The organism is Nonlabens sp. (assembly GCF_047636915.1).
Lineage (GTDB): Bacteria > Bacteroidota > Bacteroidia > Flavobacteriales > Flavobacteriaceae > Nonlabens.
This window is the reverse complement of the sequence record NZ_JBLIGN010000013.1, coordinates 1-25,977: the sequence shown is the minus strand read 5'-3', so window position 1 is coordinate 25,977 and position 25,977 is coordinate 1. Positions and strand designations below refer to the sequence as shown.

Annotated in this window: 23 protein-coding genes; 17 read left to right on the top strand and 6 right to left on the bottom strand. The window is 37.8% G+C overall.

Translation table 11 applies throughout. The features are described 5' to 3' along the window. Window positions 1–321: 321 nt before the first annotated feature. Window positions 322–2,781 (bottom strand): sodium-translocating pyrophosphatase, encoded by a 2,460-nt coding sequence (locus ACJAT0_RS03815; RefSeq protein WP_415180592.1) that lies wholly within the window; start codon window positions 2,779–2,781, stop codon window positions 322–324. 327 nt (window positions 2,782–3,108) lie between these two features. Between ACJAT0_RS03815 and ACJAT0_RS03810 the strand changes: the two genes are divergently transcribed. Continuing rightward, window positions 3,109–4,461 (top strand): vanadium-dependent haloperoxidase, encoded by a 1,353-nt coding sequence (locus ACJAT0_RS03810; protein ID WP_415180591.1) that lies wholly within the window; start codon window positions 3,109–3,111, stop codon window positions 4,459–4,461. Window positions 4,462–4,992: 531 nt separating this feature from the next. On the opposite strand, the gene ACJAT0_RS03805 is transcribed toward ACJAT0_RS03810, so the two are convergent. Continuing rightward, window positions 4,993–7,431, bottom strand: a complete 2,439-nt coding sequence (locus ACJAT0_RS03805) for a DUF5686 family protein (protein WP_415180590.1) — start codon at window positions 7,429–7,431, stop codon at window positions 4,993–4,995. 265 nt (window positions 7,432–7,696) lie between these two features. Continuing rightward, entirely contained in the window at window positions 7,697–8,677 is a 981-nt protein-coding gene (locus ACJAT0_RS03800) for a pyruvate dehydrogenase complex E1 component subunit beta (protein WP_374004415.1), read from the bottom strand. A gap of 292 nt (window positions 8,678–8,969) precedes the next feature. Here ACJAT0_RS03800 and ACJAT0_RS03795 point away from each other — a divergent pair, with 292 nt between their 5' ends. The 9 genes from ACJAT0_RS03795 to ACJAT0_RS03755 all read left to right on the top strand — a co-directional run bounded on the left by ACJAT0_RS03795 (window position 8,970) and on the right by ACJAT0_RS03755 (window position 18,074). Then, entirely contained in the window at window positions 8,970–9,716 is a 747-nt protein-coding gene (locus ACJAT0_RS03795) for an electron transfer flavoprotein subunit beta/FixA family protein (RefSeq protein WP_374004414.1), read from the top strand. A 136-nt stretch (window positions 9,717–9,852) separates the two neighbouring features. Next, on the top strand, window positions 9,853–10,821 hold the full coding sequence (locus ACJAT0_RS03790; RefSeq protein ID WP_415180589.1) for an electron transfer flavoprotein subunit alpha/FixB family protein: 969 nt from the start codon (window positions 9,853–9,855) through the stop codon (window positions 10,819–10,821). A gap of 265 nt (window positions 10,822–11,086) precedes the next feature. After that, a complete protein-coding gene (locus ACJAT0_RS03785) occupies window positions 11,087–11,698 on the top strand; it encodes a bifunctional nuclease domain-containing protein (protein ID WP_374004412.1) in 612 nt (203 codons plus the stop codon). A 10-nt stretch (window positions 11,699–11,708) separates the two neighbouring features. Further along, window positions 11,709–13,142 (top strand): NupC/NupG family nucleoside CNT transporter, encoded by a 1,434-nt coding sequence (locus ACJAT0_RS03780; protein ID WP_374004411.1) that lies wholly within the window; start codon window positions 11,709–11,711, stop codon window positions 13,140–13,142. Window positions 13,143–13,227: 85 nt separating this feature from the next. Then, a complete protein-coding gene (locus tag ACJAT0_RS03775; protein ID WP_415180588.1) occupies window positions 13,228–13,632 on the top strand; it encodes a thymidylate synthase in 405 nt (134 codons plus the stop codon). A 136-nt stretch (window positions 13,633–13,768) separates the two neighbouring features. Beyond that, window positions 13,769–14,593, top strand: a complete 825-nt coding sequence (locus ACJAT0_RS03770; protein ID WP_415180587.1) for a thymidylate synthase — start codon at window positions 13,769–13,771, stop codon at window positions 14,591–14,593. Between the two features lie 1,069 nt (window positions 14,594–15,662). Then, on the top strand, window positions 15,663–16,829 hold the full coding sequence (egtB, locus tag ACJAT0_RS03765) for an ergothioneine biosynthesis protein EgtB (RefSeq protein WP_415180586.1): 1,167 nt from the start codon (window positions 15,663–15,665) through the stop codon (window positions 16,827–16,829). Then, on the top strand, window positions 16,826–17,788 hold the full coding sequence (locus ACJAT0_RS03760) for an L-histidine N(alpha)-methyltransferase (RefSeq protein WP_415180585.1): 963 nt from the start codon (window positions 16,826–16,828) through the stop codon (window positions 17,786–17,788). Before egtB ends, ACJAT0_RS03760 begins: the two co-directional genes overlap by 4 nt. 4 nt (window positions 17,789–17,792) lie before the next feature. Continuing rightward, window positions 17,793–18,074, top strand: coding sequence for a DUF427 domain-containing protein (locus ACJAT0_RS03755; RefSeq protein ID WP_415180584.1), 282 nt, complete (start codon window positions 17,793–17,795; stop codon window positions 18,072–18,074). A 103-nt stretch (window positions 18,075–18,177) separates the two neighbouring features. Here ACJAT0_RS03755 and ACJAT0_RS03750 read toward each other — a convergent pair whose 3' ends face one another. Continuing rightward, window positions 18,178–18,693 (bottom strand): hypothetical protein, encoded by a 516-nt coding sequence (locus ACJAT0_RS03750; RefSeq protein WP_415180583.1) that lies wholly within the window; start codon window positions 18,691–18,693, stop codon window positions 18,178–18,180. Window positions 18,694–18,998: 305 nt separating this feature from the next. Between ACJAT0_RS03750 and rplM the strand changes: the two genes are divergently transcribed. The 5 genes from rplM (at window position 18,999) to ACJAT0_RS03725 (ending at window position 22,963) form a co-directional block, all read left to right on the top strand. Further along, window positions 18,999–19,454 (top strand): 50S ribosomal protein L13, encoded by a 456-nt coding sequence (rplM, locus tag ACJAT0_RS03745; protein ID WP_374004402.1) that lies wholly within the window; start codon window positions 18,999–19,001, stop codon window positions 19,452–19,454. A 1-nt stretch (window position 19,455) separates the two neighbouring features. Continuing rightward, window positions 19,456–19,842 carry a 30S ribosomal protein S9 gene (rpsI, locus tag ACJAT0_RS03740; RefSeq protein WP_374004400.1) on the top strand — a complete coding sequence of 129 codons (387 nt, stop codon included), beginning with the start codon at window positions 19,456–19,458 and terminating at the stop codon, window positions 19,840–19,842. Between the two features lie 188 nt (window positions 19,843–20,030). Then, window positions 20,031–20,858: a 30S ribosomal protein S2 gene (rpsB, locus tag ACJAT0_RS03735; protein ID WP_374004399.1), complete on the top strand. Its 828-nt coding sequence runs from the start codon at window positions 20,031–20,033 to the stop codon at window positions 20,856–20,858. Between the two features lie 38 nt (window positions 20,859–20,896). After that, window positions 20,897–21,862 carry a translation elongation factor Ts gene (gene tsf / locus ACJAT0_RS03730; RefSeq protein WP_415180582.1) on the top strand — a complete coding sequence of 322 codons (966 nt, stop codon included), beginning with the start codon at window positions 20,897–20,899 and terminating at the stop codon, window positions 21,860–21,862. A 195-nt stretch (window positions 21,863–22,057) separates the two neighbouring features. Continuing rightward, window positions 22,058–22,963, top strand: a complete 906-nt coding sequence (locus ACJAT0_RS03725) for a hypothetical protein (RefSeq protein WP_415180581.1) — start codon at window positions 22,058–22,060, stop codon at window positions 22,961–22,963. A gap of 263 nt (window positions 22,964–23,226) precedes the next feature. On the opposite strand, the gene ACJAT0_RS03720 is transcribed toward ACJAT0_RS03725, so the two are convergent. Both ACJAT0_RS03720 and ruvC read right to left on the bottom strand, forming a co-directional pair. Next, the gene (locus ACJAT0_RS03720; RefSeq protein ID WP_415180580.1) at window positions 23,227–23,739 is read right to left on the bottom strand and encodes a rhodanese-like domain-containing protein; all 513 of its coding nucleotides are present in this window, start codon (window positions 23,737–23,739) and stop codon (window positions 23,227–23,229) included. A 3-nt stretch (window positions 23,740–23,742) separates the two neighbouring features. Further along, entirely contained in the window at window positions 23,743–24,297 is a 555-nt protein-coding gene (gene ruvC, locus ACJAT0_RS03715) for a crossover junction endodeoxyribonuclease RuvC (RefSeq protein ID WP_374004395.1), read from the bottom strand. Between the two features lie 18 nt (window positions 24,298–24,315). Here ruvC and ACJAT0_RS03710 point away from each other — a divergent pair, with 18 nt between their 5' ends. Both ACJAT0_RS03710 and ACJAT0_RS03705 read left to right on the top strand, forming a co-directional pair. Further along, window positions 24,316–25,230: a lysylphosphatidylglycerol synthase domain-containing protein gene (locus tag ACJAT0_RS03710; protein ID WP_415180579.1), complete on the top strand. Its 915-nt coding sequence runs from the start codon at window positions 24,316–24,318 to the stop codon at window positions 25,228–25,230. Next, window positions 25,227–25,977: glycosyltransferase (locus ACJAT0_RS03705; protein ID WP_415180578.1), on the top strand; the 751-nt coding region annotated here is incomplete at its 3' end. The genes ACJAT0_RS03710 and ACJAT0_RS03705, both read left to right, overlap by 4 nt.

Sequence of the window (25,977 nt, the reverse complement as noted above, 5' to 3'; positions counted from 1 at the left end):
GGGGTGTTTTAAGATGGTTGAACTCTAACAAATAAGCTGCTATTCTCTGACGCTATGCTTAGCATAAATATAACTAGCTCCCTATAACTGCAAACACTATTGGTGAATCACCACTATTCATTCCTTCTTCCTATCGCAAACCATTATAGATATTGAATAACCCTAAGCGTATAAGAAATAAGCAAAAGAAGCCTCTTTTACGATGTGATTTAAGTTTAGAGAAAAGCATTTATAAAGATATTCGAACTGATCAAAATTAGCAATAAAAAATCCCACTGCGACAAGATCGCAATGGGATTTATAGGTTAAGAAATGCGGGCTTTATTTAAAGTTACTACCTTCAGCGTCCATCTTAGCAATCTTTGCATCTACCTCAGCTTTTGTGCCGCTTAAGTTATGAGTCTTGGTTACTGTGGCGCCATTCACTTTGCTCTTGATGGTTACCTTTGCTGTTACCATACCAGTTGCTTCATCTACCGATTTTTGAATAGCTATATCTTTTATGTTGCTCAATTGATCGTTATTGAGTGCTACTATTTGAACTACGGGAATAGGTGTTGATAATGCCGCTAGTCCTTCTTCCCCATGACCTCCTAAAATAGGAGCTATAACAAGACCAATTAAACAAGTTAATTTAATCAATATATTCATAGATGGACCAGAAGTATCTTTAAATGGATCACCGACTGTATCTCCAGTCACTGCTGCTTTATGAGCATCAGAGCCTTTATAGGTCATTTCTCCATTGATTTCTACACCAGCTTCAAAAGATTTTTTTGCGTTATCCCAAGCGCCACCAGCGTTGTTTTGAAAGATTGCCCAAAGCACACCACTTACGGTAACTCCGGCCATATAACCACCCAGCATCTCTGCAATGGCAAGGTTGTCCATACCAAAAATCATAGGTACAAAAGCAATGACCAATGGAAAACCAATAGTCAATAAACCTGGCAACATCATTTCCTTCAAAGAAGCCTTTGTAGAAATTGCCACACACTTATCGTATTCAGGCTTACCAGTTCCTTCCATAATTCCGGGGATTTCTCTAAACTGACGTCGTACTTCTTCCACCATTTCCATGGCTGCTTTTCCTACTGCATTCATGGCAAGTGCACTAAATACTACAGGCACCATTCCTCCTACAAATAACATCGCAAGAACTGGTGCTTTAAAAATATTAATCCCTTCTATACCTGTAAAGGTTACATAAGCTGCAAATAAAGCAAGCGAAGTCAATGCTGCCGAAGCAATTGCAAATCCTTTACCGGTAGCTGCCGTTGTATTCCCCACAGCGTCTAAAATATCAGTGCGTTCTCGCACGATAGGTTCTTGTTCACTCATCTCGGCAATACCACCAGCATTATCTGCTATAGGACCGAATGCATCAATAGCTAGCTGCATTGCTGTAGTGGCCATCATGGCACTTGCTGCAAGAGCTACACCATAGAAACCAGCAAAAGCATAAGACGACCAGATGGCAGCAGCAAAGAGTAAAACGGATGGAAAAGTTGAAATCATTCCCGTTGCAAGACCAGCAATAATATTTGTTCCTGCCCCAGTAGAAGATTGTTGTACAATTTTAAGAGTAGGCTTTTTACCTAGTCCCGTATAATATTCTGTCACAGATGATATCACTGCTCCTACTACGAGTCCCACTAAAGTGGCATAAAATACATTCATTCTAGAAACCAGCATGGGTATTTCATCGCCATTTGCATCTAGATTTTCTCCAAAAAACTTCATCTCCATGGTTTCTGGAAGCATCCACATACAAAGTCCGTAGCAAGCCACTGCCACTAAAACTATGGCCGTCCAGTTACCAATATTTAAAGCACCCATTACTTGGGCTTCTTTTGCCTCCTTGTTTTTTAATCGCACCAACATCATTCCTATCATAGAAATAATAATACCTACACCAGCGATGGACATAGGTAAAAGAATAGGACCTATACCGCCAAAGCCTTCGTTAACGATATTGCCACCCATGTCTTTTATTACGTAATTTCCAAGAACCATAGCTGCGAGAATTGTCGCTACATAAGAACCAAATAAATCTGCTCCCATTCCTGCAACATCGCCTACATTATCCCCTACATTATCTGCAATAGTTGCTGGATTACGTGGGTCATCTTCTGGGATTCCTGCTTCTACTTTACCTACAAGATCAGCACCTACATCGGCTGCTTTGGTATAAATACCGCCACCTACACGAGCAAAAAGTGCAATAGACTCTGCTCCAAGAGAGAATCCGGCAAGTGTTTCAAGCACCACGGTCATGGCATCATTATCAGTCCATTCTCCACCCATAAAGAAATGATAGAACAATAAAAAGAATCCTGTTAAACCTAAAACGGCAAGACCAGCAACGCCTAGTCCCATTACCATGCCTCCACCGAAAGAAACGTCTAAGGCTTTAGGCAAACTTGTACGAGCTGCTTGTGTGGTTCTCACGTTTGTTTTCGTGGCTATTTTCATTCCTATATTTCCTGCGTAAGCTGAGAACACGGCACCACAAATAAATGCGATAACAATCATCCAGTGGGTAGAAGGAACAAAAAGAGATACTATAAATAACAGAACACTTACCACTAACACAAAAATGGCGAGTAGTTTGTACTCTGCTTTTAGGAAAGCGAGTGCCCCTTCATAAATATGATCTGAGATTTCTTTCATTTTACCGTCTCCGGCATCCTGTTTCATCACCCAGGATTTCTTAATGAGCATATAAACAAGCCCCAAAGCTGCCAAAACAATTGGCAAATAAATCATATACATTTCCATAGAATAGTTGGTATTTGGTTTTAAAATCTCGCTAAAGTAATAAAATAATGTTAAGAAAACGATCGCTATATTTCGAATCGAATAAATATTCACTGGCGGCAGTATGAATCATACGAATATGATAACAATAAACTGCGATTTAAACAATTATAAGTCTGGTTAAAAATGGATGTGATTCCGCTTTTGCGAAAGCGAGAATATCAAAACCTCTCCAAAGAACTCCAATTGCTTCTCAAAAAATATTTACTTGACAGCTATAAAAAAATTAAAAATGACAGAAATATGATTATATTCTATATTTTTAACATAAATTTTACACTTAAGAATATGAAAACACTTGTGAGAAAAGGGGAAAGAATTTTAACGACCCTCTTATTAACCACATTAATTTTCAATTCCTGTTCTGGTGATGATGATATAACAATCTCTACCACAAATGCAACGGACTATGATTCTACAGTCGTGTCAGACTGGTATGGACTTATTAAAACACTGACTACTGAAACAGCTGGTTATACTCCTCCTGTAGCCGCCAGAGCATTTGGATACACTGGCATTACTCTTTATGAAGCGGTGCATCACGGTATTCCAGGCAAGTCCTCCTTATCTGGTAAACTTGTAGAACTGAATATCTCAGTAACCTACAATGAAACTCAAGAATATTACTGGCCACTTGTAGCAAGCACTGCACTGGCAAATATGACAAAGTATTTTTATTCCAATACTTCTTCTGAACGTTATACCGCCATTCTCAATTTAGAAAATCAGTATAGAAATCTTGCAAGAGCCGCTGTTTCTGATGATGTTTATGTTAGATCCATCAACCTAGCTATGGAAACTGTTGAGCAAATGATTCTTTACTCATTAAATGACGGTGGGCATAATGGACAGTATAACAACTTCTCGAGCGATTACAATCTACCTATGGGAGCCTCATTCTGGAAACCTACCGCACCAGATTTCTTACCTGCATTACAGCCATACTGGGGGGCAAATCGTCCATTTCTCGCTCAAAACATTAACAATACGCAACCTATAGCTCCTCCTGCTTATTCTACAGATGTAAATTCAATTTTTCATCAAAGAGCGATGGAAGTGTATAATGTTGTAAATAATATTACTCCTGAACAAATTAAAATAGCTGAATACTGGTCGGACGACCCAGTAACCACTGCAACTCCTCCAGGCCACTCCATCTCAGTACTGAACCAGTTGCTCATAGAAAATAATACTAATTTAGGCTTTGGAGCTGAAGCCTTTGCCAAACTAGGTATAGGAATTTCTGATGCGTTTATCTCCTGCTGGAAAACTAAATACGACACCAATTACCCTAGACCGATTACTTATATAACGGAACAAGTAGATCCAAACTGGAATACCATACTTCCGACCCCACCATTTCCAGAATACACTTCTGGTCATAGCGTACAATCTGGTGCTCTTGCTGAAATTTCAACAGAGCTATTTGGCGCTAACTATTTCTTTACTGATCACACGCATGAGGATAGAACAGATATAGATGGCACACCTAGAAATTACAGTGATTTTTACAATATGGCTGAAGAAGCTGCGCTATCCAGACTTTATGGAGGCATACATTTTAAAGAAGCCATAGAGTTGGGTCTCGAGCAAGGGTATCAAATAGGTAGAAATATCAATGCCCTTAACTTAAACGAGTAACATTCTTTAGTTTACTTAATATCATTAGAGTCCCATTTATCATAAGATAGAGGGGACTTTTTTTAAATAAAATAGTTCTCTAAAACTAAAAAACAGCTATAAAGAAGTACACCTTATTAAAATCACACTTCAAACACCCAACTCTTATTTTAGCTGGAGAAAAGACGGTCTTAATGAGATTCTATTCTCTAATCGACATAGCTCGTAATTGAGGTCTCCCTTCTTGCATCCGACGATTGCATGGAGATCAATGCATACTGTCCGCCCTGTGCTGAGCTTGTCAAAGTAAGGACAAAGGACAATAAAAGGAAGAGCAACGCGAGTCAAAGCTATTTTCCCCTTCTTGCATCAGCCGAGTGCAACGAGAGAAATGCACCAATGTCTGCCCTGTCCTGAGCTTATCGAAGTAAGGACAATAGGGTTTACGAAAAGGTAAAAGATCAATCAAAAAAGTTTTCAATATAATTTCCAAGCGATATTGCTATACAGCGGTATGAACTATCAATCTAAAGATGGTGTTTGAATACCTTTCTAAAAATAAAAACCAAAACTTCCGGTGACCGCAATCTGTCTGGCATCTGGCAAGTAATTGTAGCCCCCTCTAAAGTTCACGTCTAATCGCAATACCTTAAATATATTACCAACTCCTACACTGTATTCCCAAAAGATGTCTTCTGGTGCACGGTACTGAAGACCACTGGCGTTCAAGGCTCTATTCTCATCACTTATGCGACCGTAGGCTGCTTTTATACCTACCAATTCCCGAAGATTCAAATCTCTCAATCCTGGAATCCGAGAAAAAAGACGGCCATTAAAATTATGATCTAAATTCACCATCAGATATTCGTCTGTTACAAACTCGTAGAAATCCATGGTATTAAAAGAACCCGGAATATTAAAATACGTCTGGTTTCCGGGAATCACGTCTAATAATGCCAGTGGTACTTCCCCAAAGGTTTTTCCTGCCTCGATTCTTGCTGTTAATTTCCCAAAAACACCTATTTGAAATGGGTGGCTGTAATAAAACTGCGCTTTGTCATAATCAAAGTTACTGCTCAATAAGTCTTTAAAACCTCTGGCATAATTGAGGAAAAGAATGGGATAATCACCCTCATTAATGATCGTGCGATCCACACCATAATTAGTGGTCTTGCGCCCGGGTTTATAGGTAATAGAAAAATCTACCTCAGCTTGATTGGTCTCTGACTCTATGCCGCTAGGAGCATCTGCATCAAAATAATCCAGACTAAAGAAGCCTGGATTTGCTGTTTCAATCTTTCTGTAACTAGCTCCTAATCTAAATTCTAGATTGTACAAAGGTTCAAAACTTACTGCTGCTACTCCTAGTTTGATTTTAGAAAGCCTGCCATTATTTCCTGCACTTACTAAAGCGCTAGATGCAAGACTGCGCCCTAAAACATCATTTGTTCTGGTTAGACTGGCGGCAAGCTGTTCTACATCGTCCCGATAACCTGCACTTACTATCAACCTGCTTTTTTTATCTAATAAGTATTTACCTCCTATACCGTATTTGAATTGTTGATCTCTAAAACCGTAAGCTCCATATCCTTCTATTCTCCAGGGATCATTTGCATCAAAATAGGTTCTTCCACCGGCGCGTAAACGCATACCTTCTACATCATTAAATCCAAATGTGGAAAATATAGGACCAAAATCAAAACCATCAAACTCGTAATAACCAGAAGCCAGTACGGTTCCTACATTATAGAGACGTTTGAATTTCTTATTTTTTTTAAGCGTGTCCAGCATGGTGTAGATCAGCTTCTCATCTTTATTGAGTTTTTCTAACCGGTTTTCATCCCAGTAGGCTTCATCTCTGTCATAAATTTCTGGATTATAATCATTCACTCTACGTCTATAAAAATCCGGATCTTTTTCTATGTCAAATTTATAGTCATTAAACAAGGTGGTGCGTTTGCCGTAAATGCCTTTTGACTTTTCTTTTTTATTCAAAGCAAAATCACTCAAAAAGTAATCTCTTGTAATTAAAAACAAGCTATCGTTTAAGACATCGTACTCCTGCTCAATGTAGATCTCCTTTACCCAGTTAATATTGGCGCTTTTAGTCGCTTGCATGTTGATCTCTTTGATCGCATAAGACTCCGTAGCCACCCAGAAATCTCCTTTAAAGGTAAGCTCATTCTTACGACGCGGATAGTACACAATGTTATAAGCCTCTACTCCATCTACTATGGCGGTATCTCTCAATACATAATTGTACGTATCGATACCACTTTTACCCACTGGACTGGTAAAACTCTTATCAAAGAATTTTAAATAGCGCTCGTATACATCAATGTCGTTATAAAGATCCTTTACAAAAGCAATAAGCGTCTGATTGTTAGAGAATCCAGAGTTTTTGTTTGCTTTTACGTCATCTATTTCTTTGCTGATTTCATTATCTCCATAAACGGTAGAAAGCGCTTCATTGATAAAAATAGGCAAATAGGTCTTTCCGGTAACCCTACTGGTATCTGCATAGTCAAAAACAAATTCCATTCCTTTGAACAACTTTGATTTTACCATCGAGCTATCAATAGTATTCATGTCAAATTCAAGCTTCTCATACTTATCATATTGATACTGCTTGAAAAGGGCAAGGCCATTTTTACGTCTATTTTCCCAAACTTTACGCAGAATATCAATGGCTGGATTGTTCTTTTTAGATGTTTTCCCTGCATAAACGACTACAGCGTCTAACTCTGCCGTATCCGTTTGTAAAGTGATTTTTAAGTCCAGGTTCACCTTATTGTCTAAGGCCACTAGCTGGGTTTTATAACCTACAAAAGAAAATTCAACTTTAGCGAAAGTGGTACTGGACTGTAGATAGAATCTGCCATTCTCATTAGATATCGTTCCTTCACTAGAATTTGGAAAAATCACATTAGCAAAAGGTACCGTATCTCCAAAATCATCATAGATCACGCCACCTACTTTAGTCTGAGCCATACTTGCTAAAGTAAAAAATAACATGCCTATACAAAGAACTTGTTTTGGTATCGCTTTCCATGTTTTTGCTCTGTGGAGGTTCCTTGTGAAACAGCTCAAGACGACAGCGTAATTCGTTACAACATTTTTCATAGGCAGGTTAAAATCAAAAGTAAAGCTACTAATTTTAAGGCGAGGTGTTTAAATTGTAAAATTATCCTTAACCTTTTAAAACTAAAAAACCCATTTCATGCGAAATGGGTTTAGATTCATAGGGATAACCAAGTTACTTTTTATACATTACTTTCTTTACTCCTACTATTACATCTGTATAGTTGGGCAACCATTCTGCAAATAATGCGGGAGAATAGGGTGCAGGAGTGTCCTGTGTATTGATCCTATAAATAGGAGCATCTAAATAGTCAAATGCCTCTGCTTGTACCATTTGAGAAATCTCTGTAGATACGTTACCAAAAGGCCATGCTTCTTCAACTATGACTAATCTATTGGTTTTCTTAACAGACTTCAAGATCGCTTCTTTATCATAAGGTCGCACGGTTCTTAAATCGATAATTTCACAAGAGATACCCTCTTTTTCTAATTCGTCTGCAGCTTTGTAGGTTTCCTTGATGATTTTTCCAAAAGAAACAATAGTCACATCAGTACCTTCTCTTTTAATGTCTGCGACCCCTATAGGCAGCACATACTCTCCTTCTGGCACTTCTCCTTTATCGCCATACATTTGCTCAGACTCCATAAAAATTACTGGATCGTCATCACGTATAGCTGCTTTTAGAAGCCCTTTTGCATCATAAGGATTTGACGGCACGATTACCTTAAGTCCTGGAGTGTTTGCAAACCAGTTTTCAAATGCCTGTGAGTGCGTTGCTCCCAGCTGTCCTGCGCTTGCCGTAGGACCACGGAAAACGATAGGGCAATTAAATTGCCCACCAGACATCTGGCGTATTTTTGCGGCATTGTTGATGATCTGATCTATTCCCACTAGGGAGAAATTAAAGGTCATGTACTCCACAATAGGACGGTTACCCGTCATGGTAGATCCTATGGCTATTCCTGCAAAACCCAGTTCAGAAATAGGTGTATCAATAACTCTTTTTTCACCAAACTCTTCTAGCATTCCTTTCGAAGCTTTATAAGCTCCATTATATTCTGCCACTTCTTCACCCATCAAGTAAATGGTTTCGTCGCGTCTCATTTCTTCACTCATCGCTTCGCAAATTGCCTCGCGGAATTGTATTGTCTTCATATTAGGTCTGATGTGGATGTAATCAAATTTAAAAAAACAAAAATAACTTACATAATCTTAGCATGCCATAATTTTAGATTAAAAAATATCTCATTTACTTACTATTCTCATTCCAGATTCAACTAACTTCACCTAAAGCTATATAGAACAAGACTTGTACACCATTTAAAAAATATTGAAAATCAACAAAGATTTACATATTAAACAAAATTTTATTATGCATGCATAGTTTATTATCTGTTTTTTTTGTATTTTCGCAATCGATTGAATAGGATTTAAAAGACTATAAAATATGAAAATATTAGTATGTATCAGCCACGTGCCAGATACCACTTCAAAAATCAATTTTACAGATAACGATACACAATTCGACACCAATGGTGTGCAATTTGTGATCAACCCAAACGATGAATTTGGGTTAACTCGCGCCATGTGGTTCAAAGAAAAACAAGGAGCTAGTGTAGATGTAGTTACTGTAGGTGGAGCTGAGGTAGAGCCAACATTAAGAAAAGCACTTGCCATAGGTGCAGATGCTGCTATACGAGTAGATACTCCAGCAACTGACGGTTATCAGGTGGCCAAACAACTAAGCGCCGTTGTTAAAGATGGCGGCTATGATCTGATCATTGCAGGCCGTGAATCTATAGATTATAATGGCGGTATGGTACCAGGAATGGTAGCTGCTATGACTGGAGCTAGTTTTATAAACACTTGTATTTCTCTTGAGGTAGAAGGCTCTGTGGCAACAGCTATTCGTGAGATCGATGGTGGAAAAGAAACTTCTACAACCACCTTGCCTTTAGTTATCGGCGGACAGAAAGGACTTGTAGAAGAAAGCGACTTAAGGATCCCTAACATGAGAGGAATTATGATGGCCCGTAAAAAACCATTAACTGTAATTCCTGCGACAGATACCCTCACAGAAACAACTAGTGTTTCTTTTATAAAACCAGTACCTAAAGGTCAAGTGACCTTAGTAGACGCTGGTGATCTCGATAAATTGATAGACTTGCTACACAACGAGGCAAAAGCAATTTAATCGATTGATAATAAGAATGTAAGGTTCTTTGATACTATCGATAATAATTATAAGTGATCCGCTTTCGCGAAAGCGAGACCACAAAAAATCAAGTAAACGTTCTTTTGTTAGGATGCTACAATAAAAATTAAAATATATGTCCGTACTCGTATACACCGAATCAGAAAACGGTAGTTTTAAAAAAACTGCTTATGAAGTATCTAGTTATGCAAAAGGAGTTGCAGATATGATGGGAACAGATGTTGCCGCTATATCTTTTAATGCAAATGACGCTGGGGAATTAGGAACTTATGGTGTGACCAGATTACACAATGTAAGTGATGCTAAATTAGATAAATTTAATGCTGCTGCCTATGCAAATGCTATCGCACAAGCTGCAAAAGCTGAGGATGCAAAAGTGGTGATCATAAGTTCCAGTGCAGATTCTAAATATTTAGGATCACTTGTAAGTGTACATTTAGAAGCTGGTTATGTTTCTAATGTGACAGAACTTCCTTCTAGCGCGTCTCCATTTACCGTAAAAAGAACTGTTTTTACCAACAAAGCTTTTTCTCATACTGAAATTAGCACAGACGTAAAATTAATAGGCCTTTCCAAAAACGCTTATGGTCTTAAAGAAAATGCCACCGATTGCGCTGTTCAATCATTTGCCCCATCGTTGAATGATGCAGACTTTACCGTTGCTGTTCAATCTGTAGACAAAGCTACCGATAAGGTAACTATTGCAGATGCAGAAGTTGTGGTAAGCGCAGGACGTGGAATGAAAGGTCCAGAAAACTGGGCAATGATTGAAGAGCTTGCAGACGTTTTAGGCGCTGCAACAGCTTGTTCCAAACCAGTAAGTGATCTAGGGTGGAGGCCTCACGGAGAACATGTAGGACAAACTGGCAAGCCAGTTGCTTCTAACTTATACATCGCTATAGGTATTTCTGGAGCCATCCAGCATCTTGCAGGAATCAACTCTTCAAGAATAAAGGTAGTCATCAATACAGACCCAGAAGCTCCTTTCTTTAAGGCCGCAGACTATGGAGTTGTAGGCGACGCATTTGAAGTAGTTCCTGCTTTAATTGAAAAATTAAAAGCTTTTAAAGCGGCAAACGCTTAAAATTCTTTACAGTTAATCAAGAATTTATTAAATTTAAGGCTGTGCAATAGGAGAAAAACCTCATTTTTGCACAGCCTTTTTTATGGCATCGCTTATTCAATTTATGTCAAAGCGTAAATCAGAGCTTTTAAAAAATTAAATACCCGTATTTTAAACTCCGCATTACCAGTATGGAGAAAATGATCCAAGATTTAAAATTAAAAGTCCGATTTTTAAAACACCTAGAAAAAGCAAAAACAAATTCCATACCTAGCACATAAAAAAAATGAGTCTAAAACGACTTAACATACGAGGTATCTCCTACAGCCAGACACAAAACGGTGCTTACGCATTAGTCCTTAAGGAAGTAGACGGATCGAGGCAATTACCTATAGTCATAGGTGCATTTGAAGCGCAAAGTATCGCTATAGCTTTAGAAAAAGAGCTGAGCCCACCGCGACCTCTTACTCACGATTTATTCAAAAGCTTTGCACAGCGATTTTCTATCGTTGTTAAACAAGTGATTATTCACAAATTAGTAGACGGAGTTTTTTATAGCAGCCTTATTTGTGAAAGAGATAAGATTGAAGAAATTATCGATGCCCGTACCAGTGATGCTATAGCACTTGCCGTACGATTCAATGCTCCTGTTTTTACTTATGAAAACATACTTGAAGAAGCAGGAATTCAACAACATATAAAACCAGACAAGGAACTGGATATAAAAGAATTGGGGAGTGAAAAAATGATCGATGAGCTCATAAGTTCTGCCACTAAAGAAGCAAATGATTACAGTAGATTTACTTTGCCAGAACTGAATAAAATGCTAAGTGAAGCCGTTTCTAACGAAAACTATGAATTAGCAGTCCAGATAAGAGATGAGATCTCCAAGCGATAAAATTATTTTTATGATCCCGTCATCCACCCAAAAATATTTAATTGCTGCTTTATTCCTATTAGGTGGAAGTTTATTTGGTTTTTCTCAAGAAGCATCAGAGACTTCAAATATCGCTCTCTCTAATGTGAATCAACCTCAAGTCACTTTCGAAAGTATGTACAGAGGTATTATAGGCATTGTTTTCATTTTAGGGATTGGTTTTGCTTTCAGTGCCAATAGAAAAAAAATAGATTGGCGACTTGTAGTTATAGGAGTGAGCTTACAAATCACCTTTGCCACTCTATTCATTCTAGTGGATGAGGTAGCAATGGTCTTCAAATGGATTGCAGACCTTGTAGTAGAATTTCTTGCCGTCTCTGAACAAGGGGCTCAATTTGTATTTGGAGGATTAGTGGACCCCTCGCAAAGCATGGGTTATATCTTTGCTTTTAAGGTACTGCCTACCATCATATTTTTTAGCGCATTTACCTCCTTACTTTATTATCTAGGTATTTTACAAAAGATAGTATTTGTGTTTGCATGGGTCATGAGTAAAACCATGAGATTAAGTGGAGCCGAATCACTTGCAGCAGCAGCTAACATTTTTATAGGTCAGACAGAAGCGCCTCTTGTCGTTAAACCTTACCTAGAAAAAATGACCAAGTCGGAGATGCTTTGCCTTATGGTAGGAGGTATGGCTACCATAGCTGGTGGCGTTCTTGCCGCTTTTATCGAATTTTTAGGAGGTACAGATCCAGAGACCAAAGCGATTTTTGCTCAACACCTGATCACAGCTTCCATCATGAGCGCTCCAGCAGCTATTGTTATGGCAAAAATGCTCTATCCAGAAACTAATCCTGAAACGATAGATCGTAAACTAGATATTTCTAAAGAAAAAATAGGCTCCAACGTATTAGATGCCATATCCCGTGGAACTACTGACGGTCTAAAACTAGCCGTTAATGTAGGTGCGATGTTATTGGTTTTTACCGCTATTATTGCAGTGGTAAATTGGTTCTTAGGTGATCTTATAGGAGACACAACAGGTCTTAATGACCTTATAGTGGAAACCACTCAAGGACGTTATGAAAAATTCTCTATGCAATACATATTAGGGAATCTATTTGCACCAGTTGCATGGGTCATAGGAGTTCCTTCTGACGATATCGTGGCTGTAGGACAGCTACTAGGAGAAAAGACTATCCTTAACGAATTCTTTGCCTATGCATCTTTAAGTAAATTAAAAGCCGCAGGAACTATAGTCAACTATCGTTCTATAGTAATAGCTACTTACGCACTTTGTGGATTTGCAAACTTTGCATCCATAGGAATCCAAATAGGTGGAATAGGGGTGCTTGCTCCTGGACAACGCAAAACTCTAGCTGCTTTTGGAATAAAAGCATTGATAGGAGGTACTTGTGCCGCGTTGCTGACAGCGACAATTGCTGGAATGCTTTTTGGCTAATTTCTATTAAATAATCCATTTACCTTAATTTTTTGTTAAACTAATTTCTTATTTTTGATTGCCAAATTAATTTAAAACAAACCTCTTGGATTTTACGGATCATCTTCAAAAATTTGAATATCCTTTCGGTACTATGTACTGTCATGAAAATTACGTGATAGGAATTTTAAATCCTGACGTAACCGTAACTAAGGAAATAGCAATTCAAATGCTTGCTGATATCGACAAGCATTTTGGGAACGGCAAGATTGTTTTTATCTCTAATCGTGAATTCGGTAACGAGGTGGATCCTAAAGTTTATAAATTAGTAAATCCAGCGGCAATGATTGGAATTGCAATAGTAGGCACTACCCAAGAACAAAAAACACGGGCTGCCACCGAGCAATCTCTTTACGGTGGCTCTTTTGGATACTTCAACACCTTAGAAAGTGCCGTTTTATGGGCAAAATCCTTTACCCTTGATTCCAATTTACTTAGCGCCAGTGAATAGAAATAGCTGCCTAATTATCGGTTTATTTATCTTTAAAAATTGATTTATAGTAATTTATAACTGTAATTTTGTGGGTATCCTAGCTCGGAGCGCTATCGAGATACCAAAGAAAAAAACACTTACCATACATTTCATTATGAAACAATACCAAGACTTACTTCAAGATATTTTAGATAAGGGCGTTGATAAAGGGGACCGCACAGGAACTGGAACACGCAGCCTTTTTGGGCATCAAATGCGTTTTGATCTTGAAAAAGGATTCCCTTTAGTAACTACTAAAAAAGTGCACCTTAAGTCTATTATTCACGAATTGTTGTGGCTTCTTTCAGGCGATACAAATATTCAATACCTCAAGGATCACGATGTGAAAATATGGAACGAATGGGCCGATGAAAACGGCAATTTAGGGCCGGTTTATGGATACCAATGGCGCAACTGGAACAATGAAGGAATAGACCAAATCAAAGAGGTTATCCATACCTTAAAAACAAATCCTAACAGCCGCCGCATGATGGTAAGCGCATGGAATCCAAGCGTCATGCCAGACACGAATAAAAGTTTTACAGAAAACGTAGCAAATGGCAAAGCTGCCTTACCACCCTGCCATGCCTTTTTTCAATTTTATGTCGCCAACAACAAGTTGAGCTGTCAATTATACCAGCGCAGTGCCGATGTTTTTCTAGGCGTTCCATTTAATATTGCCAGTTATGCCTTACTTACCATGATGGTCGCACAAGTTTGTAATCTAGAATATGGAGATTTTATCCATAGTTTTGGAGACGTTCATATCTACAACAACCTAAGAGAACAAGTAGACTTACAGTTAACAAGAGAACCTAGAGAACTTCCTCAGATGAAACTCAACCTAGAAATCAAAAACATCTTTGATTTTAAATACGAAGATTTTACATTAGAAAACTACCATCCTCATCCTGCGATTAAAGGAATTGTAGCTGTGTAACTAGATCTCCTGACACTTCTTTTTAAAGCATTCTTTTAATTTCTGCGCTGTCCAAGGCTCAAAAAGGGATGTACAGAAATTATCCTAAGGTGGACACCACTTCCTACAGACATAAAGCTCTTTATTTATAGGCAAACTTTTTTTTAAAGATGCTACTCCTGCTGGCAAAATGAATCCAATATAGAAAAGGCAAAAGGCCTAAATTAAAGATACATCTCTCTAGACAGATAGTACCGTAAAGTGAAAAGAGCGTACAAAAAGGATCAAAGGACAAGATTGCATCGCAAGTGAAAATGAAGAAAAGAGAGCGGAAAGGCTGGAGACGAGCCTGGAAATCCCATCAACAATAATGGCACATGGAGTTACAAACCTATTTAGCCATTCGCTTATTTAAATCCCTCAGCGCCTTCCCAACGGCTCCTTCTTAAACAGAAGACAACACAAAAATGAAAATCAGTTTATTACGGGTTTCCCGTTTTAATTATTTAGATAGTTAGTTCTTTAAAACCTGAAAATCGTGCTCTCCATTCTATAAAACTCCTTGCTTCACAAAAAACAGCCATTTTGATTCTGACAACATATATCATAAAACGGCACTAGTTAGTATGGAACACAGCGATGCATTACCTCTTTTATTTTAGAGATCAGATTCAATGGCCTCCATAGAAGACTTTGTCATGACCAACTCTACCACAAAGCTTCTGTCTGGGTATGCACCAATTAATTATCCAAAAATCTTCTTTATTACAACAACTTGTCAATTAGGTCTGTACGTACAGTTCATCGCTGTCATTTATTCTCAAAACACATAGGTTTTGGGTTCTTCTAGTCTTCCTTTACCTTTTCTCCATGTTGACAATTCCATACAAGCTACATCCATTGAATGTATAAATAATAGGAGGACTTAAGTTTTTAAGACCTTATTACCGCCGCGCTCTCACCTATACCTTAGGAATACTGGTCTTTATTTTTATTTTAAAAAAGGAGAAAAGCAGGGGTTTTGTATTTTAATAGGAGATTAACGCTTTCGCGAAAGCCTAACAGATAAAAAACTCCTATTTTTGAGAAGATGATGTCTACCATTCAATTTCTAGAACTTTTCACTCAAACGCGTGCTGCCTCTGAGCAAATTTGTAAACCTCTACAAACAGAGGATTATGTCGTACAGCCAAGTGTGGACATATCGCCACCCAAATGGCATCTAGGTCATACGACCTGGTTTTTTGAAGAATTTTTGCTCGATCCTCACCTTCCTGGTTATAAAAGATATCATAAGAATTATGCTTATGTGTTTAATAGTTATTATGAAAGCATAGGAAAACGCGTCGTACGCACAGATCGCGGCAATCTTTCCAGACCTAGCGTCGAGGAAGTATTTAAATATAGAGCTTATGTAAGCTTTCATATGAAGCAATTGATTGAAAACCATTTAACTGCAGCAGTTATTCCCGTACTAGAAATAGGAATCCACCATGAGAAACAACACCAAGAATTACTACTTACCGATATAAAATACATATTAGGAAACAATCCGTTGCAACCAGAATATGGTGCTGTTGCCAACGAAGAAATTATTGAAAATAATCCTACCAGTTATATAGAAATAGAGGAAGGCATCTACCATATAGGTCATGACATAGAAGGATTTTGTTATGATAATGAACAGCCTAGACATCGTGTTTTTTTAGAATCCTATGCCATTTGCGATTCCCTTGTCACTAACGGTGAGTGGATGGAGTTCATGAATGACAAGGGTTATTCTAACGCAATGTTATGGCATACAGAAGGGTGGGATTGGGTAAAAAAGAACTCCATTAACGCACCTATGTATTGGCATTATGAAAACAGAACTTGGACTCAATATTTATTAGGTGGTTCCAAAGAAGTTGACCCTGCGGCTGCCGTTACCCATATTTCTTATTACGAAGCTTTTGCCTTTGCACAATGGAAAGGCATGCGATTACCAACGGAGTTTGAATGGGAAGTGGCCCAGTCAACATTCCCCCACGGCAATCGATGGGAATGGACCGAAAGTGCCTATCTTCCCTATCCTAACTATCAGAAACCAGAAGGTGCTTTAGGAGAATACAATGGTAAATTTATGGTCAACCAGAAAATACTGCGTGGCAGCTCTTTTGCTACAGCAGCAAACCACGCTAGACCTACTTATAGAAACTTTTTTCACGCGCCACTTAGATGGCAATTTACAAGCTTGCGTCTTGCCAAATCATTATGACAAAAAAAGAATCCTTCCAACTGGAATTTGAACAACATGTAGAAAAAGGACTGAGCGCATTTCCTAAGTTTTTAAGCTCTAAATATATTTATGACGATCGCGGTGATGAGCTGTTCCAGCAAATCATGGCATTACCAGAATATTACCTCACTAATGCTGAGTATAATATTATACATCAATATAAAAGTGAATTAAGGGCATTATTTGAAACTACAAAAGGTTTTGATCTTATAGAATTAGGGGCAGGAGACGGAAAGAAGACTAAAGTACTTTTAGAAGAGTTTCATGTTCACGCTACAAATTTTACCTATATCCCTATAGATATAAGCCAGCATGCCATCGATAATCTATCAACGTCAATTAAAAACATCTATCCAAAAATGGAAGTACATGGTGCGCAAGGAACTTATTTTAAAGTCCTTGAAGCGCTCAGTAGATTTAATAAGCGACCAAAAGTCATAATCGTTTTGGGATCTAATATCGGTAATCTTCCTCATCGAGAAGCCATTGATTTTTTAAAACAAATTCAAAAAATAATGTCACCTGAGGATACGTTATTTATGGGCTTTGACCAAAAGAAGGATCCCTATACAATTCAATCTGCTTATGCAGACTCTACTGGAGTAACCCAAGAGTTTAATCGCAATTTATTACATAGACTAAATCGAGAGATGAATGCTGACTTTACAGTCCATAAATTTGAGCACTGGGAAGCTTATGATCCCGAAAATGGAACCGCAAAAAGCTACCTCATAGCGACAGAAGAATGTGAGGTAACGATTAAAAAATTGAATCTTAAAGTCCATTTCAATAAATGGGAAACCATTCATACTGAAATCTCTCAGAAATATGACGACTTAACAGTAGAATGGCTAGCTAAAGAATCTGGACTTCAAATTTCTCAAATTTTTGAAGATCAAGAAAAGCTATTTAAAAATTACTTATTTAAAAAAAAATAACTTTATGAAAGCAACTTGGAACGATCAAATCATTGCACAAAGCGATGCCACCAAAGTAATAGAAAACAATCATTATTTCCCTGCAGACAGTATTCATAAAGAATACTTTAAAGAAAGCAATACACAATCAAATTGCCCTTGGAAAGGTGTTGCTAACTATTACTCCATAGAAGTCGATGGAAGCGAGAATAAGGATGCTGCATGGTACTATCCAAACGCAAAACATGGCGCAAAAGAAATAGAAAATCATGTGGCATTTTGGAAAGGTGTCAAAATAGAACAATAATCCAATCTACCTATTGGTGTACAAAAAAGCAACTAATTCCAAAGAATATGGAACGAGTGCTTTTTTTTTTGCATTTGGAGTTTGTGAGTGTTTTAAATAAAAATCAGATTTTAGTATAAACCACTTGTAAACTATTGATGGAACCCGCAGGTGTTCCAACACGACCACTTATATATTGATCTAAATCCTGACCTGTAAGGGTGAATTGGAAAGTAGTTGCTGAAAGAACAACCTGTTTATCTTCTGTGATCGTACCGCCGTTGACATCAATAACTAAGGTAAGCAAATTACTCGCATCTAACATATATGTACCTGTTTGCATACTTGTAGGGCAGGACAACGCATTCATGGAGTCAAAATCCGGCTCAGCGACGATTGCTGTAAAATCACCGTTTGTCATAAAATCTACATTCATACTAGAAAAACAAACTGCCTCGTTTAATAGCTCTGTATCGGTAACTCCATCCTGATTGAAATCAACAGCTACATCTGCTATAAGAGAAGTTAACACGTAACTTCCAGAAACATTGGAACTTGCTGCATTTCTACTAGCGTCCTCTCCATCACAACTCGTCATCATTATTACTATGATCATCCCTAATGCGGTTAATTTTTTCATGACAGTATTTTGATAGCTAATATAACAAAATAAAACCACTGATTATGAATTATTTGCAAACTATTTGCAGGTATACACTGTCAAAATATTTATTTTAATTTATCAAAAGGGAGATTGTCCAACTATTTATAGAAAGAAAAAGAAGTCCCTAAACGAAACAAAGAACTATTATTGCACTAAATAATTTAGGTTACAAAAATTATTATAAAATCAAAAGAAGCAGCTTGTCTTTCTAAATTAAAAGATTACATTTGCAGCCCGATTTTAGTTAGTAAAATCATACAAAGAATTAAAACTATTTCAAGGTGAATACTTTAAGTTACAAAACAATTTCAGCAAATAGTGCTACGGTAAACAAAGAATGGGTACTGATAGATGCTGCTGAGCAGCCACTAGGTCGTATGTCTTCAATAGCTGCAAAGTTTTTGAGAGGTAAATACAAGACTAACTTTACTCCACATGTAGATTGTGGAGATAACGTAATCATAATTAACGCGGACAAGATAACCTTAAGCGGCAATAAGTGGAGCGAGAAGACCTACATTAGACACACTGGTTATCCAGGTGGACAGCGCAGTTTGACCGCAGATGAGCTTTTTGCAAAAGACCCAACTCGTGTAGTTGAGCGTGCTATTAAAGGGATGTTACCTAAGAATAAATTAGGCAGCGCTATATACCGCAATCTAAAAGTGTATTCAGGTGCTGCGCACGAACATGAAGCACAACAACCTAAAACCATTAATCTTAACGAGGTAAAGTAATATGGAAACATTACACAAAATAGGTAGAAGAAAAACTGCCGTTGCTCGTGTGTACCTTTCAGAAGGTACCGGTGAAGTAACAGTTAACAAAAAAGATCTTACCGATTATTTTACAACAGGAATGTTGCAATACAAGGTAAAACAACCTTTCACTCTTACAAACACAACGGACACATATAATGTGAAAGCGAAAGTTCACGGTGGAGGAATTACTGGACAAGCGGAAGCTATACGTCTTGCCATATCAAGAGCTCTTGTAGAGATTGATGAAGAAAATCGCAAAGCATTAAAACCGGAAGGTCTAATGACTCGTGACCCAAGAATGGTGGAACGTAAGAAATTTGGTCAGAAGAAAGCCAGAAAGAAATTCCAATTCTCAAAACGTTAATACAACAATATTACCCTTCCCGTTTGATTTTTATCAAACGGGATTTGTTCTTTTTTTTATTTATATTAATTTGCTGTCACGCCTGGTCGCCTCCAGAGCTCAGTTTAGCATCTAAATAGTGAAGGCTATTAAGCCAAGGCTTAAGACCACTTCATTATTGCTATCGACAGAACGTAAACTATTTAATTATGGCAAATAACTCAGATGTCAAGTCTTTACTTGACGCAGGTGTCCATTTCGGTCACCTTACTCGCAAGTGGGATCCTAACATGGCTCCCTACATCTATATGGAACGTAACGGGATCCATATTATCAACTTATACAAAACTACTGCAAAGCTTAAGGAAGCTACAGACGCACTTCGTAAGATAGCTGCCTCTGGTCGTAAAGTTCTTTTTGTGGCTACAAAGAAGCAAGCAAAAGATATCGTTGCACAACATGCTGGTGATGCAAACATGCCTTACATCACAGAAAGATGGCCTGGTGGAATGCTTACTAACTTTGTAACCATACGTAAAGCTGTTAAAAAAATGGCTACTGTAGATCGCATGAAGAAAGATGGTCGTTATGAAACTCTTTCAAAGAAAGAGCGTCTTCAAGTAGACCGTATGCGTGCAAAATTAGAAAAAAACCTTGGTTCTATTACTGAAATGACACGTATGCCAGCGGCTCTTTTTGTTGTTGATACCGTAAGGGAGCACATCGCTGTAAAAGAGGCTTTGAAATTAGGTATTCCTATTTTTGCTATGGTGGACACCAATTCCAATCCACGTGTTATTGATTACGTGATTCCTTCTAACGATGATGCATCTAAATCTATAGACATTATTGTAAACGAAGTAACAAATGCTATCAAAGCAGGTCTTGAAGATCGCAAGTCTGAAAAGAATGCAGAAGATCAAGCAAACGAAGCTTCTGACGAAGAAACTTCACCTAAAGCCGATGCTAAAGCAAAGAAAACTGCAAGTGCAGAAGATGCCAAAGTTGAAACTCCTGCAAAAGACGAAGAAGAATAAACTTATAACGCTAGATAACTAGTATAAAATTTATTAAAATGGCTAAAATATCTGCTGCTGAAGTAGGAAAACTAAGAAAGACGACTGGGGCTGGAATGATGGACTGTAAAAATGCCCTTGTTGAAGCTGAAGGTGATTTTGATAAAGCAATTGAAATCCTTAGAAAAAAAGGTCAGAAAGTAGCTGCAAAGCGCGCTGACCGTGATTCTTCTGAGGGAGTTGTTGTTGCAGACATCAATGAAGCTAACACCAGAGGTATTCTTTTATCTCTTAACTGTGAAACTGACTTTGTCTCAAAAAACGATACATATGTAGCGTTAGCAAATAAGATTGCTGCTGTAGCTCAAAACTGTAACTCAAAGGAAGAAGTTCTTACTTCTAAATTTGACGACACCATGACAGTAGAAGAAAAATTGATTGAGCAAACCGGAGTCATTGGCGAGAAAATTGAAATTGGTAATTTTGAAGCTTTTGAAGCTCCATTCGTAGGTGGTTATGTGCACGGTAACAAAATCGGCGCCTTAACTGGTCTTTCTACGGGTAGTGATCACGCTGAAGAGGTTGCAAAATCTGTTTCTATGCAAGTAGCTTCTATGGGAGCAACAACACTTTCCTATAAAGATTTTGATGCTGAATTTGTTCAATCAGAAACTGAGTCCCGTATAGCTGCCATACAAAAAGATAATATTGAACGTGGACGTTTAGGTAAAAGCCTTTTAAATATCCCACTTTTTATCTCTAAGTCTCAGTTAACTGATGAAGCTCTTGCTACTGCAAAAGCGGCTTATGAAGCTGATTTGAAAGCAGAAGGGAAACCAGAAGCTATCTGGGATAGAATTTTACCTGGTAAAATCGAACGTTTTGTAGCGGACAACACTTCTCTTGATAAAGAGCAAGCATTACTAGATCAAGACTACATTATGGATGACAAGCAAACTGTTGAAAAATTTGTAGCATCTAAAGGTGCCGTAGTCGTAGGTTTCAAAAGAGTTTCTATTGCATAATTAAGATTATCAGAAAATTTAACATCCGACTCGGTTATCTGAGTCGGATTTTTTTTTGCCTCTAGCTTAAAATGTTATCGCATTTCCATGGGGTTTTTAAGATTACCATAAAATAAATTACTTTTAAAGACCCTGACACTTATAGCTTTTAAAACACATAATTGTTATTACTGTTCGTTATGGGTATTTTGTACCATGAAAAAAATAGCTCTTCTACTCCCATTTTTTCTATTCTTTACGGCGTGTAAGACACCCATAGCAAAGATCACAGCTCCTAAAACAGACGCTGGTATAGAACTACAGCTCATAAAAGAGCTAGTTCCTGCACTCACTGAAACTTCTGGATTAGAATTTTATAAAGGCCACCTCATCACACACAACGATAGTGGCGACCTACCTACCTTATACTTTTTAGACCTAAAGGGAACTATTCTTTACAGCAAGACCTATAAAAACATGAAAGCAGTAGACTGGGAAGACATTACAAAAGACGACACACATCTTTACATGGCAGACATAGGCAATAATCAAGGCAACCGAAAAGACCTTAGCATTTATAAAATAGCACTTAGTGACTTAGAAAATGAAAATGCTTCCGTAGAAGAATTACATATCTCTTATCCTGATCAAAAAACATTTGTAAAAGGAAATCAAAACCATTCCTATGATGCAGAATCCATCGTTGCTATAAAGGGTAGTTTATATATCTTTTCTAAGGATTGGAAAAATCAAAGCACCGTACTTTATAAAGTGGATAAAAACCTACGAGATCAAGTCGCTCAGAAAATAACCTCTCACAATGTAAAAGGACTAATTACAGGAGCCACATTTAATGGCACAGATACTATTTTACTATGTGGTTATAACAGCAGTCTTACTCCTTTTGTGTTTGAAGTTGCTTACAAAAATGGCGCATTTGAATTCGGCGAGAAACTAGAAATCAATATTGAAGGTGGTGCACAAGTGGAGGCCATATCCTATTTAAAAACGGAGCATAATAAGGAAAGCTATTACCTCTCCTGCGAAGCGACAAACATACAACTGGGAGAAGATGAAGCCCTCTCGCAAGCACAACTCTATCAATTAAAATGGAACAGGTAACCCGCATCTTAAACAATTAATCAGTCCCGCGAAACAAAAATAATGCAGTTGTAATTCAACTAATTCTTAGACTTCCATGAGCTTCTTATCAATACTTTCCCTATAAGATGCACCTACTAAAAAAACCTCAATACACATTTACAAAACTAAAATGAATATTGAATCGCATCATTATTTGAATTCAATTTCTCAAATAGTCACGATCAAGTCTGCCTTCTTTATTCTTACAGCGCGGCGGTCTTGACTCTTTTCTAAAAATACATTTAAAAAACCTTCTCCCCTGTCTTTAAAAATGTAGCCCATTTCCTTGCATACACGTGAACCCTTTGAGTAGGCTTCTCGTTTTGATCTACTACTTTATAACCGGCATCTTTCCAATAAAATATACTGCCGTATAAATTGTAAACTTGAGTAAAACCGTCCTGTAGCATTTCCTCCCCATACTCTTCAGAACGTATTCCTACGCTGCAATAAACTACTATTTTTGTATCCTTCCCTACTGCGCTTAGCTTTTTTACATCGTATTTCTCTCCTACCCAGGTTGCATTAGGTAAGTGACTTATATCGTATTCTTCTTTTTTTCGGGTATCAAAAATGACGTAATCTTTATAATTCTCTTGGAGCGTTTGCACCTTTAAGTAAGGAACAGTCGATGTATTATAAGAACTCAATAACTCAGGAATACTTGGTTTTGAAGCGCCCACCTCTTGAGACCCCGCCGTAAAAGAAATCCCAAATAAAAACAATAGCCACATTAAATAAGTACGACTTATCATAGATTACTTCTTAACGCGTTTTTCATTTTGTTTTACAAAGGCTGCCCATCCCGTATAATTTTTACCGACTTCTATTCTACCACTATTGTAAAAATGGCATACTGCAGCAGCAAGTCCGTCCGTCATGTCTAAATTTTTAGGGAGTTCTTTTATCCCTAAAAGCGTTTGCAACATTTTTGCAACCTGTTCCTTACTTGCGCTTCCTTTACCCGTAATCGCTTGTTTTATCTTTAAAGGCGCGTATTCAAAAACGGGTATGTCTCTAGAAAGTCCAGCTGCCATAGCTACTCCCTGTGCCCTACCTAATTTGAGCATAGATTGCACATTCTTACCGAAAAACGGGGCTTCCAAAGCAATTTCATCTGGATGATAGGTGTCAATCAACTCAATGGTGCGTTCAAAAATACGACGCAGTTTTACATAGGGGTCTTTTAATTTTCTCATATCCAATTCATTCATCTGAATAAAACTCATGGAATTACCCTGTACCTTTATGATCCCAAAACCCATGATTGCAGTACCAGGATCTATCCCAAGAATAATTTTTTCTGTTGCCAATTGTTGTATTTTTCGCACATGTCCATCGCGCTTTACAAATCTAAGCAATTCCTAGCTCCGCTGATAAAAATCATCGTTATCGTGATTTGCGCTTACGTATTTTATTTGCAATGGACAGAACGGCCTTTAAGCTTTGACAGCATCCTTTTTTCACTTCAAAAACTACCCTGGTTCACGTTGCCGTTGATGATCTCCATAAGTCTATCCAGCTGGTTGGTAGAAAGTAAAAAGTGGCAATACTTGATCCATGATTTTTATGTGTTAGGCTTTCGCCAAAGCCTAATTCAAAATTTCACCGCACAAGCAGCTAGTTTTATCACGCCATTAAGAGCCGGCGAATTTGCCCTAAAACCCTTATTTTTTGCCAAAACTTTACGCAAAAATATATGGAGTAGAATTCTTGCCAGCAATAGTGCCCAAATGATCATTACCACGATTCTAGGCAGTATAGGAGTTTTGTTTTATTTGGAACAAAGTCTTCCATTAGAAGCTGTTTATTTATTAATTTCTACAGCCGTATTGCTTTGCTTACTGGTATTAGCCATAGCCGTATGGCTCATAAAAAAATGGGATTCTAGAAATATGACCTTACAAAAATGGCGCAATACACTTCTGTATTCCCTATTGAGGTATGCGCTATTTGCCAGCAATTGGCTCCTTATTCTATGGCTTCTAGATGATCCATCTACTCCTCTATTATTGATCAGGGATATAAGCGTGTTTTATCTAGCCGTTTCTATTATTCCCGTATTTCAACTCTTTGACATCGCTCTTAAATGGAGTGTGGCCGCTTATGTCTTTCAAGGATCACCTTACAATGTAGAGCCTATTCTTGTGGCGACCACGTTAGTCTGGTTGACTAATTCTATAGTACCGACCATATTAGGATGCGCGTTGTTTCCTTTCCAAAAGCTTAAAACTATAGAAGAATGAGTGGATTGGTTTTTATTGTTGTTTGTGGTTATGCTTTGGTAATTCTTCTTCTTTCCAAGGAAATGCTCACCTACCCTAAAACTAAAATAACACCAGAAACTAAAAAACTTCCCTTCTCCATTATCATTAACTATCGAAATGAAGAAGGTAACTTACCTAGACTGTTAGAGTCTATTTACCATCAAAAGTATGACCCTGAACTACTCCAGTGGATTTTTGTTAACGATAACTCTACAGATCATAGCCTTCCATTACTCCAATCTTTTAAAGCAAAGAATCCCAAATTTAAGATGTTACTTATAAATAGAGTGCCAAAATCAGCCAGCGGTAAAAAAGACGGAATCACCCAAGCTATAAAATTGAGCCACTACAACCGCATCATCACAACAGATGCCGACTGCCTTTTACCTCAAAACTGGGTGCTGTCCTACCAGGCGATCTACAACCAGCATACAGACGCTCATTTTATAGCAGCGCCTATTCAAATAAAGCAGGAAAACACTATTCTAAGCAGCTTACAGCAACAGGAAATGGTGGCGCTACAATTGATAACTATGGGCAGCTTTTCATACCGCCAGCCATTTATGTGTAATGGAGCCAATATGAGTTTTACTAAAGCTGCTTTTCAACAGGTGAACGGATATGAAGACAACCTACATATTTCAAGCGGTGATGATATTTTCCTTTTAGAAAAACTCGCTGCAGAAGACGTCATGAAATGCCATTACCTTAAAAACCCGGAAGCGG

Excerpts from the sequence above, each read along its gene's own strand:
- ACJAT0_RS03815 (WP_415180592.1), bottom strand. The coding sequence starts at position 2,781 with ATGGAAATGTATATGATTTATTTGCCAATTGTTTTGGCAGCTTTGGGG.
- ACJAT0_RS03810 (WP_415180591.1), top strand. The coding sequence starts at position 3,109 with ATGAAAACACTTGTGAGAAAAGGGGAAAGAATTTTAACGACCCTCTTA.
- ACJAT0_RS03805 (WP_415180590.1), bottom strand. The coding sequence starts at position 7,431 with ATGGCTCAGACTAAAGTAGGTGGCGTGATCTATGATGATTTTGGAGAT.
- ACJAT0_RS03800 (WP_374004415.1), bottom strand. The coding sequence starts at position 8,677 with ATGAAGACAATACAATTCCGCGAGGCAATTTGCGAAGCGATGAGTGAA.
- ACJAT0_RS03795 (WP_374004414.1), top strand. The coding sequence starts at position 8,970 with ATGAAAATATTAGTATGTATCAGCCACGTGCCAGATACCACTTCAAAA.
- ACJAT0_RS03790 (WP_415180589.1), top strand. The coding sequence starts at position 9,853 with ATGTCCGTACTCGTATACACCGAATCAGAAAACGGTAGTTTTAAAAAA.
- ACJAT0_RS03785 (WP_374004412.1), top strand. The coding sequence starts at position 11,087 with ATGAGTCTAAAACGACTTAACATACGAGGTATCTCCTACAGCCAGACA.
- ACJAT0_RS03780 (WP_374004411.1), top strand. The coding sequence starts at position 11,709 with ATGATCCCGTCATCCACCCAAAAATATTTAATTGCTGCTTTATTCCTA.
- ACJAT0_RS03770 (WP_415180587.1), top strand. The coding sequence starts at position 13,769 with ATGAAACAATACCAAGACTTACTTCAAGATATTTTAGATAAGGGCGTT.
- egtB (WP_415180586.1), top strand. The coding sequence starts at position 15,663 with ATGATGTCTACCATTCAATTTCTAGAACTTTTCACTCAAACGCGTGCT.
- ACJAT0_RS03760 (WP_415180585.1), top strand. The coding sequence starts at position 16,826 with ATGACAAAAAAAGAATCCTTCCAACTGGAATTTGAACAACATGTAGAA.
- ACJAT0_RS03755 (WP_415180584.1), top strand. The coding sequence starts at position 17,793 with ATGAAAGCAACTTGGAACGATCAAATCATTGCACAAAGCGATGCCACC.
- ACJAT0_RS03750 (WP_415180583.1), bottom strand. The coding sequence starts at position 18,693 with ATGAAAAAATTAACCGCATTAGGGATGATCATAGTAATAATGATGACG.
- rpsI (WP_374004400.1), top strand. The coding sequence starts at position 19,456 with ATGGAAACATTACACAAAATAGGTAGAAGAAAAACTGCCGTTGCTCGT.
- rpsB (WP_374004399.1), top strand. The coding sequence starts at position 20,031 with ATGGCAAATAACTCAGATGTCAAGTCTTTACTTGACGCAGGTGTCCAT.
- tsf (WP_415180582.1), top strand. The coding sequence starts at position 20,897 with ATGGCTAAAATATCTGCTGCTGAAGTAGGAAAACTAAGAAAGACGACT.
- ACJAT0_RS03725 (WP_415180581.1), top strand. The coding sequence starts at position 22,058 with ATGAAAAAAATAGCTCTTCTACTCCCATTTTTTCTATTCTTTACGGCG.
- ACJAT0_RS03720 (WP_415180580.1), bottom strand. The coding sequence starts at position 23,739 with ATGATAAGTCGTACTTATTTAATGTGGCTATTGTTTTTATTTGGGATT.
- ACJAT0_RS03710 (WP_415180579.1), top strand. The coding sequence starts at position 24,316 with ATGTCCATCGCGCTTTACAAATCTAAGCAATTCCTAGCTCCGCTGATA.